The sequence below is a fragment of the Gordonia bronchialis DSM 43247 genome (genome assembly GCF_000024785.1).
In the GTDB taxonomy this organism is placed as follows: domain Bacteria; phylum Actinomycetota; class Actinomycetes; order Mycobacteriales; family Mycobacteriaceae; genus Gordonia; species Gordonia bronchialis.
The window spans coordinates 849,846-865,923 of the sequence record NC_013441.1 but is presented as its reverse complement, the minus strand read 5'-3'; the positions used below and the strand labels follow the sequence as shown (position 1 = coordinate 865,923).

Below are 16,078 nucleotides of genomic sequence, written 5' to 3'. Positions count from 1 at the left end.
TATGGTCGAAGCCATGGCGCTCACCGAACTCGTCGACCTGCCCGGCGGAGTCTTCCGCATGGGCTCGGACCGTCACTACGCCGAGGAACGCCCCGCCCATGACCGGGCGGTCGGCGCCTTCGCCATCGAACGCCATCCGGTGACCAACGCCGCCTTCGCCGAGTTCGTCGCCGACACCGGATATGTCACCGTCGCCGAGGAACCGATCGACCCCGCCGATTTCCCCGGCGCCGACCCCGGCGACCTCGTCCCCGGTGCGCTGGTCTTCACCCCGACCGCCGGTCCGGTGAACCTGGCCGACTGGCAGCAGTGGTGGCGGTGGCAGCCCGGCGCGGCGTGGCATCGCCCCGAGGGTCCGGGGTCCGGCGTCGAGGACCGGCCGGATCACCCCGTCGTGCACATCGCCTACCGCGACGCGGCCGCGTACGCCGGCTGGGCGGGCCGCCGACTGCCCACCGAAGCCGAATGGGAGTACGCGGCACGGGGCGGGCTCGCCGCAGCCGAATTCGCCTGGGGCGATGAACTCCACCCCGACGGTGCCGACCTGGCCAACACCTGGAAGGGCCGCTTCCCGTACCGCAACGAGGGCTGGGGCACCACGTCACCGGTGGGGACGTGCCCGCCCAACGGTTTCGGGCTGTTCGACATGATCGGCAACGTGTGGGAGCGGACGTCTGACGTCTTCACACCCCGTCACGTCCGGCCCGACGACGTCCACGTCGACGCCGACGGCCGCCCCGACCTCCTGGCGCCGACGACCTCGCCGAGGATCATGCGGGTCACCAAGGGCGGCTCCTACATCTGCGCCCCCGAGTACTGCCGGCGGTATCGTCCGGCGGCGCGGTCGGCGCAATCCGACGACAGCGCGACGTCACATCTGGGCTTTCGCTGCGTGGTGTGACTGGTGTACTGATGCCCCCGGCCGGGGGTCGCGACAAGCTCGATGAGCCTCGTCACACGTCGGAACCCACGCGACGTCGGAGGTCGTTGCCGTCGGGGTTCCCGCCACGAAACGTAGTGGAGCCCCCTGTCAGGATTGAACTGACGACCGCTCGCTTACAAGGCGAGTGCTCTACCACTGAGCTAAGGAGGCCTGCGTGCGCGAGTATATCGGCCGCGCGTTGCGTCGCCTCACCGGCACCAGCCAGGCGACGATCGACACCATCGAACCCGGCAGCATCATGGTGTCGCCGCGCAAACCGATCGATCGGTTCGACGTCGCGGCCATCACCGAGGTTCTCGATCTCGCCACCAAGATCGGCGCGGTACTGCTGGATTCGGGTACCGCGGCCGTCGATACCCAGAGTCAGATCAAGTTCGTCGCCGGTGTCTACGGCCTGGCCGATGTGGACGTCGACGTCACTTACAACACGATCGTGGTGAGCGCCCGGCGCGGCGCCACCCTCCCGCCGATCACGACGATGGAGCAGGTCTACTACCGCTCGATGGACTTCACTCGCCTCGCCGAGGTGGACCGGCTGATCCGCAAGATCCGCGACACCGGTATCACACCGTCGACCGCGCACCGGCTGGTCGACGCCATCATCACCGCGCCGCACCCCTACCGGTACTCCATCGCCACCGCCGCGTGGGGGGTCATGGCGTCGGCCATCGGCGTCCTGCTCGGCGGGCACGTCCTGGTGGCGGTGCTGGCCTTCGTCAGCACTGTCGTCACCATCACGGTGAACCGCAAGCTGAACCGGATCGGCACCCCCGTCTTCTTCCAGCAGGTGATGGGCGGGTTCATCGCCGTGGTCCCGGCGGCGGTCGTGTACGGAAATGCCGAGCGCCTGGGCATCACCATCGCACCCTCGCAGGTCATCGCCGCCGGCATCGTGGTGTTGCTGTCCGGGTTGTCGCTGGTGGGGTCCGTGCAGGATGCCATCACCGGGGCTCCGATCACCGGTGTCGCGCGGTTCTTCGAACTGTTGCTGATGACCGGCGGCATCATCGCCGGCGTCGGCATCGCCTTGCGCGGACTCGAGATCACCGGCATCTATCTGCCCACCATCACCACGTCGACAGCCTTCGATGCGGTCGAGATCCCGGCCCGGGTGGCCGCGGGTGCGGTTGCCGCCGGGGCCTATGCGCTGGGCTGTTATGCGCAGCGACGGGCGCTGCCGGTGGCCTTCCTCGGTGGTCTGATCGGCTCGGGTGTGGTGGTGGCCGTGACGTATTTCCTCTCGGTGGGCGACGTGATCGCCAATGGTGTCGCCGCTGCCTGCGTCGGCCTGATCGGTGGTCTGCTCGCCCGTCGCGCACTGGTTCCGCCGCTTGTTGTGGCCGTCGCCGGCATCACCCCGCTGCTACCGGGTCTGGCCGTGTACCGCGGCCTCTACGGCATCCTCAACGAGCAAACCCTCGAAGGTTTCACCTGGGTCGCGTCGGCACTCGCTGTGGGGTGCGCGCTGGCCGCCGGCGTCACTCTGGGCGAGTTCGTCGCGCGCACGATGCGGCGTCCGCGATTCACCCCGCCGCATCCCGAGTGGTTGCTGCGCCGGCGGCTGTCCGCCCGTGAGTAGCGGCGGCGCCCGCGCGTCTGAGTACGCCGACCGGTGCCGGACCGGGGCACGCCGATGGCCAGGTAGAATCACCTCGGGGCGTGTCTGTATGTCCACCTCGGACGAGACCGCCGCGACCAGCCTTCATGACGACCGATCATGAGTACGACGAGAGGACGAGATGCCCGCGAAGACCACCGACATCGCCGCCGACGAAGAGCTCGCGCCGGTAGCCGACGAGACCGCCAACTCGGCGCGCCGCGTCGTCGCCGCGTACGCCACCGACGCCGACGAGTGCCGGATGCTGCTGTCCATGCTGGGTATCGCGCCGGGCGAGAACGCCTAACCCGGTGACGCCACAGCCGGGCGAGGAACTTCAGCCGACGGCCGATCCCCGCGCAGACGGGCACCGCGGTGCCGAATTCGTGGTGGTGGCCAATCGGCTGCCGGTGGACAAAGAGGTCCAGGCCGACGGGACGGTGCACTGGAAACGCAGTCCCGGCGGACTGGTGACCGCACTCGAACCGATCCTGCGATCGCGGACGGGTGCCTGGGTCGGCTGGTCGGGCATCGCCGACTCCGACGACAACCCCGACATCGAGGGCATCGACATCCATGCGGTGCCGCTGTCGACGAGCGAGATCGCCGAGTACTACGAGGGGTTCTCCAACGCCACTTTGTGGCCGCTCTATCACGACGTCATCGTCAAACCCGAGTACCACCGCGAGTGGTGGAACACCTACGTGGAGGTCAACCGCCGCTTCGCCGAGGAGACCTCCAAGGCTGCCGGTCACGGCGCCGTGGTGTGGGTGCAGGACTATCAGCTGCAGCTCGTCCCGAAGATGCTGCGGATGCTGCGGCCGGATCTGCGGATCGGCTTCTTCCTGCACATCCCGTTCCCGCCCGTGGAACTGTTCATGCAGATGCCGTGGCGGACCGAGATCATCGAAGGTCTGCTCGGTGCCGACCTGATCGGTTTCCACCTGCCCGGTGGTGCGCAGAACTTCCTCTACCTGGCCCGGCGCCTCGCCGGACAGGCCACCAGCAAGGGCAGCGTCGGCGTGCGGTCCCGCTTCGGTGTGGTGCAGGTCGGCTTCCGCACGGTCCGCGTGGGTGCCTTCCCCATCTCCATCGATTCCGGCGAACTCGACGCGAAGGCGCGCTCCAAGGAGATCCGCGCACGCGCCGCCGAGATCCGGGCGGAACTCGGCAATCCGAAGACCGTCCTGCTCGGTGTCGACCGCCTCGACTACACCAAGGGCATCGACGTCCGGTTGCGCGCGCTGTCCGAACTGCTCGCCGAGAAACGGATCGACCCGCACGAGACGGTGATGGTGCAGCTGGCGACACCGAGCCGCGAACGCGTCGACAGCTATGTGAAGATGCGGGCCGAGATCGAGCAGTTGGTCGGCAACATCAACGGCAGCTACAGCGTCGTCGGGCAGCCGGTCATCCAGTACCTGCACCGCCCGGTCCCCCGCGATGAACTCATCGCATTCTTCGTCGCCGCCGACGTCATGCTGGTCACGCCGTTACGGGACGGGATGAACCTGGTGGCCAAGGAGTACGTGGCCTGCCGCAGCGATCTCGGCGGAGCCCTGGTGCTCAGTGAGTTCACCGGTGCCGCAGCAGAATTGAAGTCGGCCTACCAGGCCAATCCGTACGACCTCGACGGCGTCAAGGATGCGATCGCGGCCGCCGTTGATCAAACCCCGCACGAGGGACGTCGTCGGATGCGGGCGTTGCGTCGCCAGGTCCTCACCCACGACGTGGCCAAGTGGGCCGAGTCGTTCCTGGGTGCGTTGTCCGCGGATGCGGAGACCACGACGTCCGCCGACCGCGGGGTACAACTCGTCGCCGCGCCCGACCAGAACGCATGAGCGCCAACGGGATTCCCCCAGACCTGCGGACCGCGCTGGTGGCCGCCGCCGAGTGCGGAACGCTGCTGGTGTCCTCGGATTACGACGGGTGCATCTCGCCGCTGGTGTCGAGACCCGAGGACGCCGTGCCCAACCCTGCGTCGATCGCCGCGATCGAGGCGGCCGCCGCACTGCCCCGCACATACGCGGCCGTGGTGTCCGGGCGTGAACTCGCGGTGTTGACCGAACTGTCCGGTCTCGGCACGCCCGTGAGTCTGGTCGGCAGTCACGGCAGCGAGTTCGACACCGGTTTCGCGGTCGAGGTGACCGACGCCCACCGTGCCCTGCTCGCTCGACTCATCGACGAATTGCGTTCCATCGCAGGTCGGTTCCCCGGAACCATGGTCGAGACCAAACCGGCGTCGACGGTGCTGCACGTCCGCAACGCGTCGGCGCAGGACGCCGACGCCGCGCTCGATGCGGCCCGCTCCGGCCCGGCCGGCTGGACGGGAGTGCAGGTGACCGAGGGCAAATCGGTCATCGAGCTGGCCGTCATCGAAACCAGCAAGGGCCACGCCATCGACGCCTTGCGGGCGAAGTTCGGTGCCGACTCGGTGATCTACCTCGGTGACGACGTCACCGACGAGAAGGCGTTCGCCCACCTGCGTGCCGGCGACGTCGGCATCAAGGTCGGCGACGGGGACACCGTCGCCGCGTACCGGATCACCGACACCGATGACGTCGCAACGGTTCTGGAGTTCGTCGCGGCCCGACGCCGGACATTCCTCACAGGCGGGACCTGAGGCGACGCCCATGCGCTGGCGACGGACCGAGCAGGCCACCGACGATGTCGGCGGAATGAAGGTCTGCGATCTGACCGGCCCGCAGTGTTCGGACCGGTTCGGCGTCGGCGCAGCCGATCTCGGGGCGATGACCGATCTGCCGGGCGGCGAGATCATCTCGGTGTTCGGCGACACCTACCGTGATGCGCGGGCCGGATCGCCGGACTGGCGGTCACCGGTGATCCTGATCGGCCACCGCGACGACGCCGGGCAACTCGTCTGGGACCGTGCCGGCGGGCCCGACCCGGAGTACGCGCGGCAACTCTGGCCGTATGTACATGATTCGCCGCCGTGGCGCAGCGGGGGTTTCTCCACCGTGATCCCGAGCGACATCCTGCGCGTCGGCGACGATCTCTTCTTGCACGTCATGGTGATTCGCGGATTCCCGCATGTGCACTGGACGGAGATCTGGCGCTCCTCCGACGGTGGCGTCACCTGGGGACACATGGGTCGCGACGCCGTCTTCGGTGCCGATCTGTACGGCGGTTTCGCGCAGTCGTGGACATGGGACTTCGACCCCGACGACGGCTGGGTGTACGTCATGTCGTCGGCGTTCCAGTCGGGTTCGGGAATGATCCTGCGTCGCGTCCGGCCCGCAGGTATCGGCGATCGCCACCTGTATGAGACCTGGGGTTTCCGCGACGGCCGATGGGACTGGGGGAATCCGCCCACGGTGATCACTCCGCAGGGAGAACTGTGGCGGGAGACCACCTTTCGGCGACTTCGGGGTACTGCCGGCGTCGGGTGGGTGCTCGGCGGCTACTGCATCTCCGACCGCGGACTCTCCTACCGAGTGCTCGCCGACCCCACCGACGACGTCGGTGCGCGGGTGAAGACGATGCCGATATCCGAGATCTCCGACTGGGGCAAGGAGGATCACCCGGCCGGTCGCGTCGCCCAGGCCTACGGCGGCTACATCGTGCCCGGCTCATCCCTCGACACCCCGGGCGGGATTCATCTTGCTGTGTCGCAATGGAATACCCGCACCCACTGGCCTTATCGCGTGATGCAATTCGCGACCACCCTGTCCTCGCCTCCGACCACGTCGTCGGATACCGCGCGGACCGTGCGGCAGATCGACGACTGGCTGGTCACGCTCGAGCGCCTTCGGGCATCGGGCACCGCCGACGAGGTGGCGAGAGCCGAACGGTCGCTGCGCGAGTTGCGTGAGGCCATGCGGGCGGCCCCCGGTCAGGCCGGTTGAGCCGCAGCCCGTTTCGCTGGTTGAGCCGCGACGGACGAGCGGAGCGATGTCCGCCGCGTGTCGAAACCACCGGTGAGACAGAAGTATTCGCCACCACAGGAAGCCGGTGGGCGCTGACATCGTTGTCTCACTGGCGGTTTCGACACGCGGCCGTCTCGCTGCGCTCGCCGGTCGCGGCTCAACCAGCAGAACGGAAAGCGGCTACCAGCCGAACAGGGAGCAGCTCACTCAGCAGCTGGGGGCGCCACCACCAACGGATCCGACGATGGGTGCCGCTTGGCCGACTCCCGGATGACGCGGTGCACGAAACCCAGTTTTCGTACAACGGGCGTGGGGATGTCGAAGGGGTACAGCGGCGAGAGTCCCATCGCGACGTTGACGCGATTGAACATGGTGGACAACCACTTCCAGTCATACAGCAGACGTTCGATGGGCTGATCGGCGTAGGATTCCAGCGGCACGATGTCGCGGTCCATCGAGAAGCGCACCTGATCGCTCTCCAGCATGAGGCCGGATTCCCGTGCGGTGTCGATGGTTCCGGTGATGTGCAGGTAGTGCGCGAAGCATTCCGCGAAGTCCGGCGTCCTGGGTCTCGGCGAGGTCGATGGTGATGACGCCGTTCGCATGTCCGATGGTGACGGGTCGGCCGAGGGTCTGGCTGGAGAGCAGGTCGAAGGCGAGTCCGCCGTCGGAGCGCCAGAACGGTTCCACGGGCAGGCCGAGGTCGACGAGCTGATAGATCAGCATCCGCAGATCGAAGGTGGCCGGCCGAAGCTTCTCCAGCGCGATGGTGTCACCGGCATCCGGACGGTTACGTACGAGTGACCCGGGAAAACAGCGGCCGCGCAATCCCAGACTGGCGTCGTCGACCTCGGCCAGCGTCATCCAGTTGCAGCCGGTGTCGGCGCGGTTGGAACAGGTGGCCCAGCGCCGGCCACCGATCTCGACGCCCTCGTCGGACGCGACCACCAGCGACCGGCTGGGCAGGTGAACCCCGACGGGCGTTCCGCAGAACGGACACTCACGATGGTCGAACCCCGACAGCCCGTTGCAGATCGGGCAGGTGAGCGCATGCACGCGCTCACCCTATGTCACGGCTGCCGCACCTGGCTCAACCGATGCAGATGCGCTGCGACCCGTCGTCGACGGGCAGGTCACCGCGCACGGTGGCGGTCACCTCATAGGAGTTGAGCGTGATGGAACCACGATGGTTGTCCAGGAACGCGGTGTCCGCGGCGTCGCGTCCGGTGGCGATCCGGACCAGACTCTGCCGCGGAGCCAGCCGCGTGGCGTCGACGACCACCCATTGTCCGTCGATGATGGCCTCGGCCACCGCATGGAAGTCCATCGGATCGCAGCCGGGTGCGTACACGGCCACGAGCCGGGCGGGGATGTTGAGTGCGCGCAACAGCGCCACCACGAGGTGGGCATAGTCACGGCAGACGCCGGCCCCGGCCAGTAGAGTGTCGGCGGCCCCGTCGATCGGGTCGCTCGCGCCCGGGATGTAGCTCAGCCGATCTTCGACGAAGGCGGTCACCTGATTGAGCAGCTCGGCGTCCGGCAGCGACGGGTCGAACTGGCCGGCAGCGAAGCCGAAGAACTTGTCGCACTCGGCATACCGACTGGGCCGCAAATACTTCGACCGGTCGGTGATGTTCACCGCCAGCGGGTCGGCCGGTTTGGTGACCGAGGCCGAGTAGTCGATGGTGACCAGTCCGCCCTGCAGATCGAGCCGATGGATCCGCGACCCGTGTTCGTCGACGATCTCCTCGGGGGTGATGGCGGAACCGTCGACCTCCACCTTGAGTTCCTCGGTCAGCTCCAGGCCCGGCAGCTTGGCGACGGTGATCTGCATTTCCAGTTCGGTGGGCGCGCCGACGAATACCTCGAGCTTGGCGGCGACATCGCGGGGTAGGGTCATGGACCCCACCGTAGGGTAATCCGCTGCGCAGGGCACATCGGGCCACGGGTGATCTGCCTAGATCGGCACGACCGCCGCCACCGGGTCGGCATAAATCACGCTGAGCGCAACCACGATCGCGGACGCTTCCTGAACTCGCACACCGAATCTCGACGGTGAGATTTCCAACGGCCACGCGAGGGTGGTGGCCTCGTCGAAGGCGGCCTGTACCGGCGCGAGCCCGGCGGGATGTGCCGCGAAGGCGTCACCGGCGACGACGATCGAGTCGGGATTGATGACGTCGCGGATCATCGCGACACACCGGCCGAGAAGGCGCGCGCGTTCGTCGACGATGCGCGGATCGTCGACTCCCACACCCAGGCGGGTTGCGGCGGCCAGTGCCGGCTCGTCGCCGATGACGTCCTGCAGGCGGGCCTGCGCGTCGTCGCCGAGGAGGACCGGCGCCTGCACCGGCAGATGCGCGATGGTTCCCGCTCCCCGCTGCGGCACGTGCACTCGGCCGTCGAGAGTCATTGCCATACCGGCGGTTTCGCGTGCATAGAAGAACAGGCCGGACCCGTCGTCGGCGCGCGGTGAGGTGAGCAGCAGTTCGGCGGCGGCCATCGCCTCGACGTGTTCGCACACCGAGACCGGCACGCCGAGCGCCTCGGCGAGCCGCGCGCCGATGCGCTGTTGGCGCCAGCCGAGGACGGGGTGACTGACCACACCGGTCTCGGTGTCGACCGCTCCGCCGATCGCCACGCCACCCCAGAGCAGGCGGCGACCGCTGAATCGTCCGGCGAGTTCGGCGAGCAGCGCGCACAGGGCGTCGACGGCTGCGCTCGCCTCACCCTCCGGCGTCAGCACCGCATGGCTGTAGAGGGTGCGCCCGCCGAGGTCGGCGATCGCCAGTACCGTGCGTCGGGCCCCGATGTGCATCCCGGCCACACACAGCGAATCCCGGTCGATGGTCAGCGGGTTCTTGGGGCGCCCGATGGCGCCCGGGTCGGTGAGGTCGGGGCGTTCGACGATCAGCCCGTGCGCGGCGAGCGCATGCACCTGCCGGTTGACGGTGGCCGCCGAGAGTCCCGTCGTCGAGGTGATGTGATCGCGGGTCATCGGACCACCCATCCGCACCGCGTGCAGGACGGCGGCCGCGGGAGTAGACGTGACCTGCAACGTCGCCGGCACCACCCCGATCATGGTGAGAATCTAGCAGGGCCTCTCGGCGCCCGGTCGTAAGCTGAATTCCATGAGCACTGACACAGATTCGGAAACCACCGGGGCGCGCTCGGGCGCGTCGTCGAAGATCGCAGTGGTGACCGGCGCCAGTTCCGGCATCGGCGCGGCCACCGCCCGACAACTCGCGCGGCAGGGGTATCACGTGGTCCTCGGCGCCCGCCGCGTCGACCGCATCAAAGCACTCGCAGCCGAGATCGGCGGTGACGGAAGACAACTCGACGTCACTGACGAGGAATCGGTGGCCCGATTCGTCGACGGCCTCGATACCGTGCACGTCCTCGTCAACAACGCCGGCGGCGCCAAGGGACTCGATCCGGTCGCGAACGCCGACCTCGACGACTGGCGCTGGATGTGGGAGACCAACGTGCTCGGCAGTCTGCGGATCACCAAGGCGCTGATCCCGGCGCTGATCGCGTCGGGTGACGGTCTGATCGTTTCGATCACGTCGATCGCAGCTCTGGAGGCCTACGACAACGGCGCCGGGTACACCTCGGCCAAACATGCGCAAGCCGTCACGCACCGGACGTTGCGCTACGAGTTGCTCGGCAAACCGGTGCGGCTCACCGAGATCGCACCCGGCATGGTGGAGACCGACTTCTCCCTGGTCCGGTTCGAAGGCGACAAAGAACGCGCCAACGCCGTCTACGAGGGACTGACCCCGCTGACCGCCGACGACGTTGCCGAGGTCATCGGCTTCGTCGCGTCCCGTCCGCCGCACGTGAACCTCGATCAGATCGTGCTCAAACCCCGCGATCAGGCGTCGGCGCGGCGGAATGTGAAGACGGGCTGAGGTCGACGTCGCGGTTTGCCTCGCTCAGCGAGCCAAACCGCAACCTCAGCGTGGCGGCGCCGGGGTGGTGGCGTTGGGGGTCGGGGCGCCGCGCGGAGTCGCTGGGGCGGATGTGCTGCGGGCCTCGCCCTGGATCGCCGACATCCCTTTCCACGTCGACCAGTCGAAGATCCAGTCGTAGATGTCGCCGTCGGCCTCCGACAGCGCGATGCGGGTACCGGTCACCTCCACCGGGTCCCCGTAGATCGCAGACTCGAAGTAGCGTTGCGCGTTGTCCAGCGACAGGTTGATGCATCCGTTGGTCACATTCGACGACCCTTGCACGCCAACGGTTTCCGGATTGGCATGGATGAACTCACCGTTGTTGGAGATGCGCACGGCCCAGCGTTCGCGAATGTTGAAGTACCCGGCGGCCGGGTTGGACATGTAGAAGTCCTCGTACTTCTCGCTCACCACATGGATGCCGGATCTGGTGACGTTGCGGTCGAGGTCGCCGCCGCCGTAACTGCACGGCAGCGTCATCAGCGTCGACCCGTCGCGGACCACCACGATCTGATGCGACGACGCCTCGGCCTTGACCACCTGGGCCCGGCCGATGGTGAAGTCGCTGGTCACATCGGCTGCACCGTACGCGCCGTCGCCGTGGTCGAGGCCGTACAGCTTGGCCGCCATGTGCACCTTGGTGCCCGGTGCGTAGTACTCCTTGGTCCGCCAGTGCACGCGTGACCCGTTGTCCTCGCCCAGCCACGCCCACGCACCTTCGGTGTGCGGGGTGGTGGTCACCGTCAGCGCGCGTTCGACGGCGGCCTTGTCTTCCACGGTGCCGTCGAACTTGAGGATGATCGGGGCCGCGATGCCGACTTCCTGACCGTCGGCGATGTTGACGACGACGTTGAGCTGGCTGCGGGGCGCGAGCGTGGTGAAGCTGCCCTCGATCGGTTTGGTCTTGCGGTCGGTGCCGGTCGCGCTGCCGCTCCACGTGTACTCGGTGTCGTAACCCAGTGGTTCGGTGACGGTGAAGGTCGTTCGGTCGTCGGACAGCTTGCCGGCCACAGCGCGTCCGCGCGGGTTGCTCAGCTTCACGTCGGGGTTCAGGACGCCGTCGGAGACCTTCACCGAGAACTCGGCGGTCGGGTTGGGCGCCTCGGCGTCGAGCGCCGGGGTGAAGGTGATGCCGACGACGGGCGCGTCAGGCTTTTTGGCCTCGCCGGAGTTCGACGACGAGCCCGAGCAGGCGGCCGCCGCAACGCCGAGGACGCCGAGGCCGGCAGCGGCGAGCACGGTGCGCCGATTCAGTGGGGAGGACTGGGTGTTCATCGCACACAACTCTACCGATCGAAGCGCCGGTCAGCGGGCTGCGACCGCACCCGGGAGGTGGGCTCGCTCACCTTCGTGATCGAAGATCGACAACACCTCGACCGGTCCGCCGTGCGCACCGATCGAATGCGGAACCATCGTGGAGAACTCGGCGGCGTCGCCGGCCGGCACCAGGATGGTGCGGTCACCCAGCAGTAGCCGAACGGTTCCGGACAGTACCGTGAACCACTCCCGACCTGGGTGAACACGCATGTGATCACGACTGTTGGGGTGCGTGGACTCGATCCGCATCTTGGCGACGTGGACGCCCTGCGGTGAGCCCTCGCGCGAGAGCACCCACACGGTGACGCCTTCTGCGGTGTGTGGTTCGGGACGGATCACCACGTCGCCGTCGTCGGCGGGTTCGACGAGCTGATCGAGGGTGGTGCCGAGTGCCTGCGCGATCGGAACCAGCTGGTCGAGCGCCACCCGACGATGACCGGTCTCGATCCGGCTCAACGTCGACGGACTGAGGAAACATCGGGCCGCCAGCGCGTCGAGGGTCCACCCCTTGGCGATTCGCAGTCCACGGATACGCTGCCGGACCACCACATCGAGTTCTTGCGCCATAGGCAAGAGTGTATGCCGTTATGGCATTCATTCGCTACCGTGGACTCATGGCCCACCATCATCACCACCCGCACCACCACCCGCAGGATCACCAGATGGCGAGCGTCCTCGACCTCGACGCGACGGTCGTCGGCAGCTACATCGACGACGCCATCGACCTCGTCGCCAGCGCACTGGGCCGGCGTCCGCGGACGGTGGTGGACATCGGCGCGGGCACCGGCACCGGTACCGACCGGCTCGCGGCGCACCTCGACGACGCGGAGATCGTGGCCGTCGACCACTCCCCCCGAACTCGCCGCGATGCTGACCGAGCGCGCCCGGCGCGGCGGGTACCTCCAGCGCGTGCGCACTGTGGCAGCCGACCTCGACGACGGCTGGCCCACGGCTGCGGGGACACCCGACGTGGTGTGGGCGTCGTCGTCGCTACACCACATCGCCGACCCCGACCGATTTCTGCGCGCGCTGTCGTCGGCGCTCGTCCCGGACGGCATTCTCGCGGTAGTCGAGATCGACGGGGCACCGCGCTTCCTTCCCGACGACGCCGGGGTCGGCCGGCCCGGACTGGAGGATCGCTGCGAACGCGCGATGTCGTCGAACGGATGGAACTCCTTCCCGGAGTGGACAACTCAGCTTCGAGGTGCGGGATTCGACGTTCTCGACCAGGTGACGATCCGCGTCGAACCCGACGGGGTGCCACCACAGGCCGCCGAATACGCGGTGCAGTGGTACACCCGATTGCGGACCGGACTCGCCGACGTCCTCGACGCCGACGACCTCGCGGCGCTCGACATCCTGCTCGACGACCAGAACCCACTGGCACTACGACGACGCGCCGATCTCTCGGTACGAGCCGGGCGTCTCGTCTGGATCGCACGACCGACCGAAAGGACGGACCCATGAACTCCGACACCTGCGATGTGACGAGCTGTGAGGTGGCGATTGTGGGCGGCGGTCCCGCGGGACTCGCCGCGGCCACCGCTCTGGCCCGATCGTTGCGGTCGGTCGTCGTCGTCGACGCCGGCGAACCCCGCAACGCACCCGCCGCGGGCGCGCACAACGTCCTCGGTCACGAAGGCATCGCGCCGCGCGACCTCCTCGCCGCCGGGCGCGCCGAACTCGCCGCTTACGGTGGCATCCTGCGCACCGATCGGGTGCGCACCGTGACCCGTGATGACGACGGCTTCGCACTCTCGCTCGCGTCCGGCGAGCAGCTACACGCCCGTCGGCTCATCCTGGCCACCGGCCTCGTCGACGAGCTGCCCGACATCCCCGGCGTGGCGGCACTATGGGGCACCGACGTCCTGCACTGCCCGTACTGCCACGGCTGGGAGGTGCGCGGCAAGCGAATTGCGGTGATCGCGACCAACGCGATGGTCGCTCACCAGGCACTCCTGTTCCGGCAGCTGTCCGAGCACGTCAGCGTCATCGCCCATGCGATGCCGTCTCTACCGGAGGCCGACGCCGCACGACTCGCAGCCCGCGGCATCGACATCGTCGACGCTGCGGTGGATCACCTCGACGTGGTGGTCGACAACGACGGCACCGCGCGGCTGGGCGGCGTGGTGCTGGCCGACGGTTCGACGCTGGCCGCCGACGCCGTGGTGGTTGCGCCGCGCTTCGTCGCGCGCACCGACCTCTACGAGCAACTCGGCGGCACCGCCTCGCCACATCCGATGGGCGGCACCTTCATCGAGACCGGCGTGATGGGCCAGACCGCCGTTCCGGGTGTGTGGGCGGCCGGCAACACCGCCGACCTCGCGGCCATGGTGACGGTGTCGATGGGCGCGGGCGTGCAGGCCGGGGCGGCCGTCAACGCCGATCTGGTGGCGCAGGACGCCGATGCACTCGTGACGGCGATGACGACCCGTTAGCGCCTGCACTTGTGCCCCGCCACCGGTGGCTGGTGGCGGGGTGAGTGCTGACGGTGGGGCGGGGTCAGGGTCCGGCTCGGAGGCGGTCGTCGTTGTCGAGGTTGATGCGGCGGATGGTCCAGCAGCCGGCGATCATCCGGCGGATACGACGACTGTCGGGGGTGTCCCGCACATCCCGGATCAGCGGGGCGGTCGTCGCGGCCCGGGATTGTTGGTCGCGTTCGCGTTGGACACGAATGACTTTCAGGTAGGCCACGATCTGCGGGCCGATGTCATTGACCCGATTGATCCGCGCCTCATTCGACGCCATCCCGTCCTCGGTGTTCAACCGCCACGCCGTCCGACCGGCATCCGGCCCGTCGGTGAGGACGCTGGTGGTGTACTGGCCGGGTTTCGGTCCCACCATCCGGTTGTGCGGCCCGCACGCAGTGGTCAGGGTGTCGATACTTGGATCGAGTAGCCACGTGCGAGCTTGCGAGCCCGAGGCGTATCGAGATTTCGGTCGTCCCACCATCAGCCCAATCCTTCGCCGCGTGATGGATCTCGCTGTAGGCGGTCGAGGTAGTGCAGCCCGGGCAGGTGCAGCCCGGTTGGTGAGCGACGATCATGTACCGCTGATCGCGTGATGCCAACCGTTCCCCATGCCCCAAATACAAGGGGGCTTCGGTGTGATCGGCGAACACCGCCAAATGCTGCTGGGCTTCGGCTGCCAAGGCGATGACATCGGAGATCGGCAACATCGCGCCGGTGGTGGTTTCCCCGACCCCGGCCTGCTCGCGCAACTCGGATTCGGTGATCTTCACAACCAGATGCGGCGGCAGGCCGCGATGCGATTGCCCCAACACCCCACCATCCAGGGCCGCCCGCAGAATCGCCTTCAACGCATCGTGGTTGCGTTGCTCCGGGCTGCGATCATCACGCCCGGCGGCCTCGGCCACCTGTTGTTCGTCGACCCCGTCGACCGGTCCTACCAACGGGACCTCGTCGGCCGGGTTGTTCATGCCCTTCGCGGCCCAGGCCGCCAACACCATGTCGAACATGGCCCGGGTGACCGGATCCAGATGCCCGACGATCTTCGACATCAACTGCGAGTCCTGCGGGGACAGGCGAATCCCGCGCCGCCGAGCCCGGTCGCGGTCCTCGGTCAACGATCCATCCGGATCCAGATAGCCCAGGATCTTCTGCCCCACCTTGGCGATCTGGGTGGGCGTGCACGATCGGGCGGCATCGACCAGCAGCATTTCCGCGGCGTGCTTCTTCTCCGGAATCACTGCGGCGGGAATCTTGTCGAGTGCCTCCAACACCGCGGTCACATGACTCGGTCCGAGAGCGCCCTCAGCCACCGCGTCGGCCAGATACGGATGCTTCGGGGTGAGTCGTTCACCCTGCATCGAATACTTGGCACAGATCGCGTCCATCGCCGCGACCCGACCACGCAGATCAGTGATCCGCAGCCGGTCGTCCATGAACTGGCGGATCGACTTATGGCCGGTCTTGGTGAACGCACCACGGTCCGAGATGTCCATCACGCGCCGATGCCCCAACCCCCACAACCGGCGAGCGATCAGCTCATGCGCCTCGGCCACCTCCACGACCTGCGCATCCGACAAACCCGAGGACTCCGCCACCGCGATCTGATCGACCACCTGCCCCAACAACGCATACAGAGCCGGCAGATCACCGTCGGGGCCCGACGACTCCGCAGACTCCACAGTCGGTGCCGGATCGCGTCCGGTCGCGATCCGCGCGGCCATCAACGCCGCATACGACTGCGGCAGATCCGGCTCCCACCCCTGACCCGGCCGCCACACCTCCCACGACTCGAAACCTGCCGACGAACGCGAGTCATCCGGCAACGGCTGATCACGCTGCTGCTGATCATTCCGATTGTTGTCGGCCACCGGACCCCCTCCCGCCGTATCGAAACTATGTTCGACAATACC

At 67.8% G+C, this 16,078-nt stretch carries 15 protein-coding genes, 1 tRNA gene and 1 pseudogene; 9 read left to right on the top strand and 8 right to left on the bottom strand.

Features of this window, described 5'->3' with window-relative positions:
• Window positions 1–13 precede the first annotated feature (13 nt).
• Window positions 14–901, top strand: coding sequence for a formylglycine-generating enzyme family protein (locus GBRO_RS04005; RefSeq protein WP_115311772.1), 888 nt, complete (start codon window positions 14–16; stop codon window positions 899–901).
• Window positions 902–1,018: 117 nt separating this feature from the next.
• On the opposite strand, the gene GBRO_RS04000 is transcribed toward GBRO_RS04005, so the two are convergent.
• Window positions 1,019–1,093 (bottom strand) — tRNA-Thr (locus tag GBRO_RS04000).
• 4 nt (window positions 1,094–1,097) lie between these two features.
• Between GBRO_RS04000 and GBRO_RS03995 the strand changes: the two genes are divergently transcribed.
• The 5 genes from GBRO_RS03995 (at window position 1,098) to GBRO_RS03980 (ending at window position 6,406) form a co-directional block, all read left to right on the top strand.
• Window positions 1,098–2,522 carry a threonine/serine exporter family protein gene (locus GBRO_RS03995; protein ID WP_012832706.1) on the top strand — a complete coding sequence of 475 codons (1,425 nt, stop codon included), beginning with the start codon at window positions 1,098–1,100 and terminating at the stop codon, window positions 2,520–2,522.
• 160 nt (window positions 2,523–2,682) lie between these two features.
• Window positions 2,683–2,847 (top strand): hypothetical protein, encoded by a 165-nt coding sequence (locus GBRO_RS26235; protein WP_012832705.1) that lies wholly within the window; start codon window positions 2,683–2,685, stop codon window positions 2,845–2,847.
• Window positions 2,848–2,851: 4 nt separating this feature from the next.
• Window positions 2,852–4,381 (top strand): alpha,alpha-trehalose-phosphate synthase (UDP-forming), encoded by a 1,530-nt coding sequence (locus tag GBRO_RS03990; RefSeq protein WP_012832704.1) that lies wholly within the window; start codon window positions 2,852–2,854, stop codon window positions 4,379–4,381.
• The gene (gene otsB / locus GBRO_RS03985; protein WP_012832703.1) at window positions 4,378–5,163 is read left to right on the top strand and encodes a trehalose-phosphatase; all 786 of its coding nucleotides are present in this window, start codon (window positions 4,378–4,380) and stop codon (window positions 5,161–5,163) included. The genes GBRO_RS03990 and otsB overlap by 4 nt, the downstream gene beginning before the upstream one ends.
• A 10-nt stretch (window positions 5,164–5,173) precedes the next feature.
• On the top strand, window positions 5,174–6,406 hold the full coding sequence (locus tag GBRO_RS03980) for a DUF4185 domain-containing protein (RefSeq protein WP_012832702.1): 1,233 nt from the start codon (window positions 5,174–5,176) through the stop codon (window positions 6,404–6,406).
• Window positions 6,407–6,630: 224 nt separating this feature from the next.
• Here the strand turns inward: GBRO_RS03980 and GBRO_RS03975 are convergent.
• The 3 genes and pseudogenes from GBRO_RS03975 to GBRO_RS03965 all read right to left on the bottom strand — a co-directional run bounded on the left by GBRO_RS03975 (window position 6,631) and on the right by GBRO_RS03965 (window position 9,509).
• Window positions 6,631–7,483: pseudogene (locus GBRO_RS03975) on the bottom strand (putative zinc-binding metallopeptidase).
• Between the two features lie 34 nt (window positions 7,484–7,517).
• Window positions 7,518–8,327 (bottom strand): transglutaminase-like domain-containing protein, encoded by an 810-nt coding sequence (locus GBRO_RS03970; protein WP_012832701.1) that lies wholly within the window; start codon window positions 8,325–8,327, stop codon window positions 7,518–7,520.
• Between the two features lie 57 nt (window positions 8,328–8,384).
• Entirely contained in the window at window positions 8,385–9,509 is a 1,125-nt protein-coding gene (locus tag GBRO_RS03965) for an ROK family transcriptional regulator (protein WP_012832700.1), read from the bottom strand.
• Window positions 9,510–9,558: 49 nt separating this feature from the next.
• On the opposite strand from GBRO_RS03965, the gene GBRO_RS03960 reads away from it, so the two are divergent.
• Window positions 9,559–10,338, top strand: coding sequence for an SDR family NAD(P)-dependent oxidoreductase (locus tag GBRO_RS03960; protein WP_012832699.1), 780 nt, complete (start codon window positions 9,559–9,561; stop codon window positions 10,336–10,338).
• A 45-nt stretch (window positions 10,339–10,383) separates the two neighbouring features.
• On the opposite strand, the gene GBRO_RS03955 is transcribed toward GBRO_RS03960, so the two are convergent.
• Both GBRO_RS03955 and GBRO_RS03950 read right to left on the bottom strand, forming a co-directional pair.
• Window positions 10,384–11,655 (bottom strand): L,D-transpeptidase, encoded by a 1,272-nt coding sequence (locus tag GBRO_RS03955; protein ID WP_012832698.1) that lies wholly within the window; start codon window positions 11,653–11,655, stop codon window positions 10,384–10,386.
• 30 nt (window positions 11,656–11,685) lie between these two features.
• Window positions 11,686–12,264, bottom strand: coding sequence for a helix-turn-helix domain-containing protein (locus tag GBRO_RS03950; protein ID WP_012832697.1), 579 nt, complete (start codon window positions 12,262–12,264; stop codon window positions 11,686–11,688).
• Between the two features lie 39 nt (window positions 12,265–12,303).
• Between GBRO_RS03950 and GBRO_RS26760 the strand changes: the two genes are divergently transcribed.
• On the top strand, window positions 12,304–13,164 hold the full coding sequence (locus GBRO_RS26760) for a class I SAM-dependent methyltransferase (protein ID WP_227892848.1): 861 nt from the start codon (window positions 12,304–12,306) through the stop codon (window positions 13,162–13,164).
• Window positions 13,161–14,135 carry an NAD(P)/FAD-dependent oxidoreductase gene (locus GBRO_RS26755; protein ID WP_012832696.1) on the top strand — a complete coding sequence of 325 codons (975 nt, stop codon included), beginning with the start codon at window positions 13,161–13,163 and terminating at the stop codon, window positions 14,133–14,135. Before GBRO_RS26760 ends, GBRO_RS26755 begins: the two co-directional genes overlap by 4 nt.
• Before the next feature lie 64 nt (window positions 14,136–14,199).
• On the opposite strand, the gene GBRO_RS26750 is transcribed toward GBRO_RS26755, so the two are convergent.
• Together GBRO_RS26750 and GBRO_RS03930 are read right to left on the bottom strand one after the other, a co-directional pair.
• Window positions 14,200–14,445, bottom strand: a complete 246-nt coding sequence (locus GBRO_RS26750) for a hypothetical protein (RefSeq protein ID WP_012832695.1) — start codon at window positions 14,443–14,445, stop codon at window positions 14,200–14,202.
• A complete protein-coding gene (locus GBRO_RS03930; protein ID WP_012832694.1) occupies window positions 14,432–16,036 on the bottom strand; it encodes an HNH endonuclease signature motif containing protein in 1,605 nt (534 codons plus the stop codon). The genes GBRO_RS26750 and GBRO_RS03930 overlap by 14 nt, the downstream gene beginning before the upstream one ends.
• Window positions 16,037–16,078: the final 42 nt, after the last annotated feature.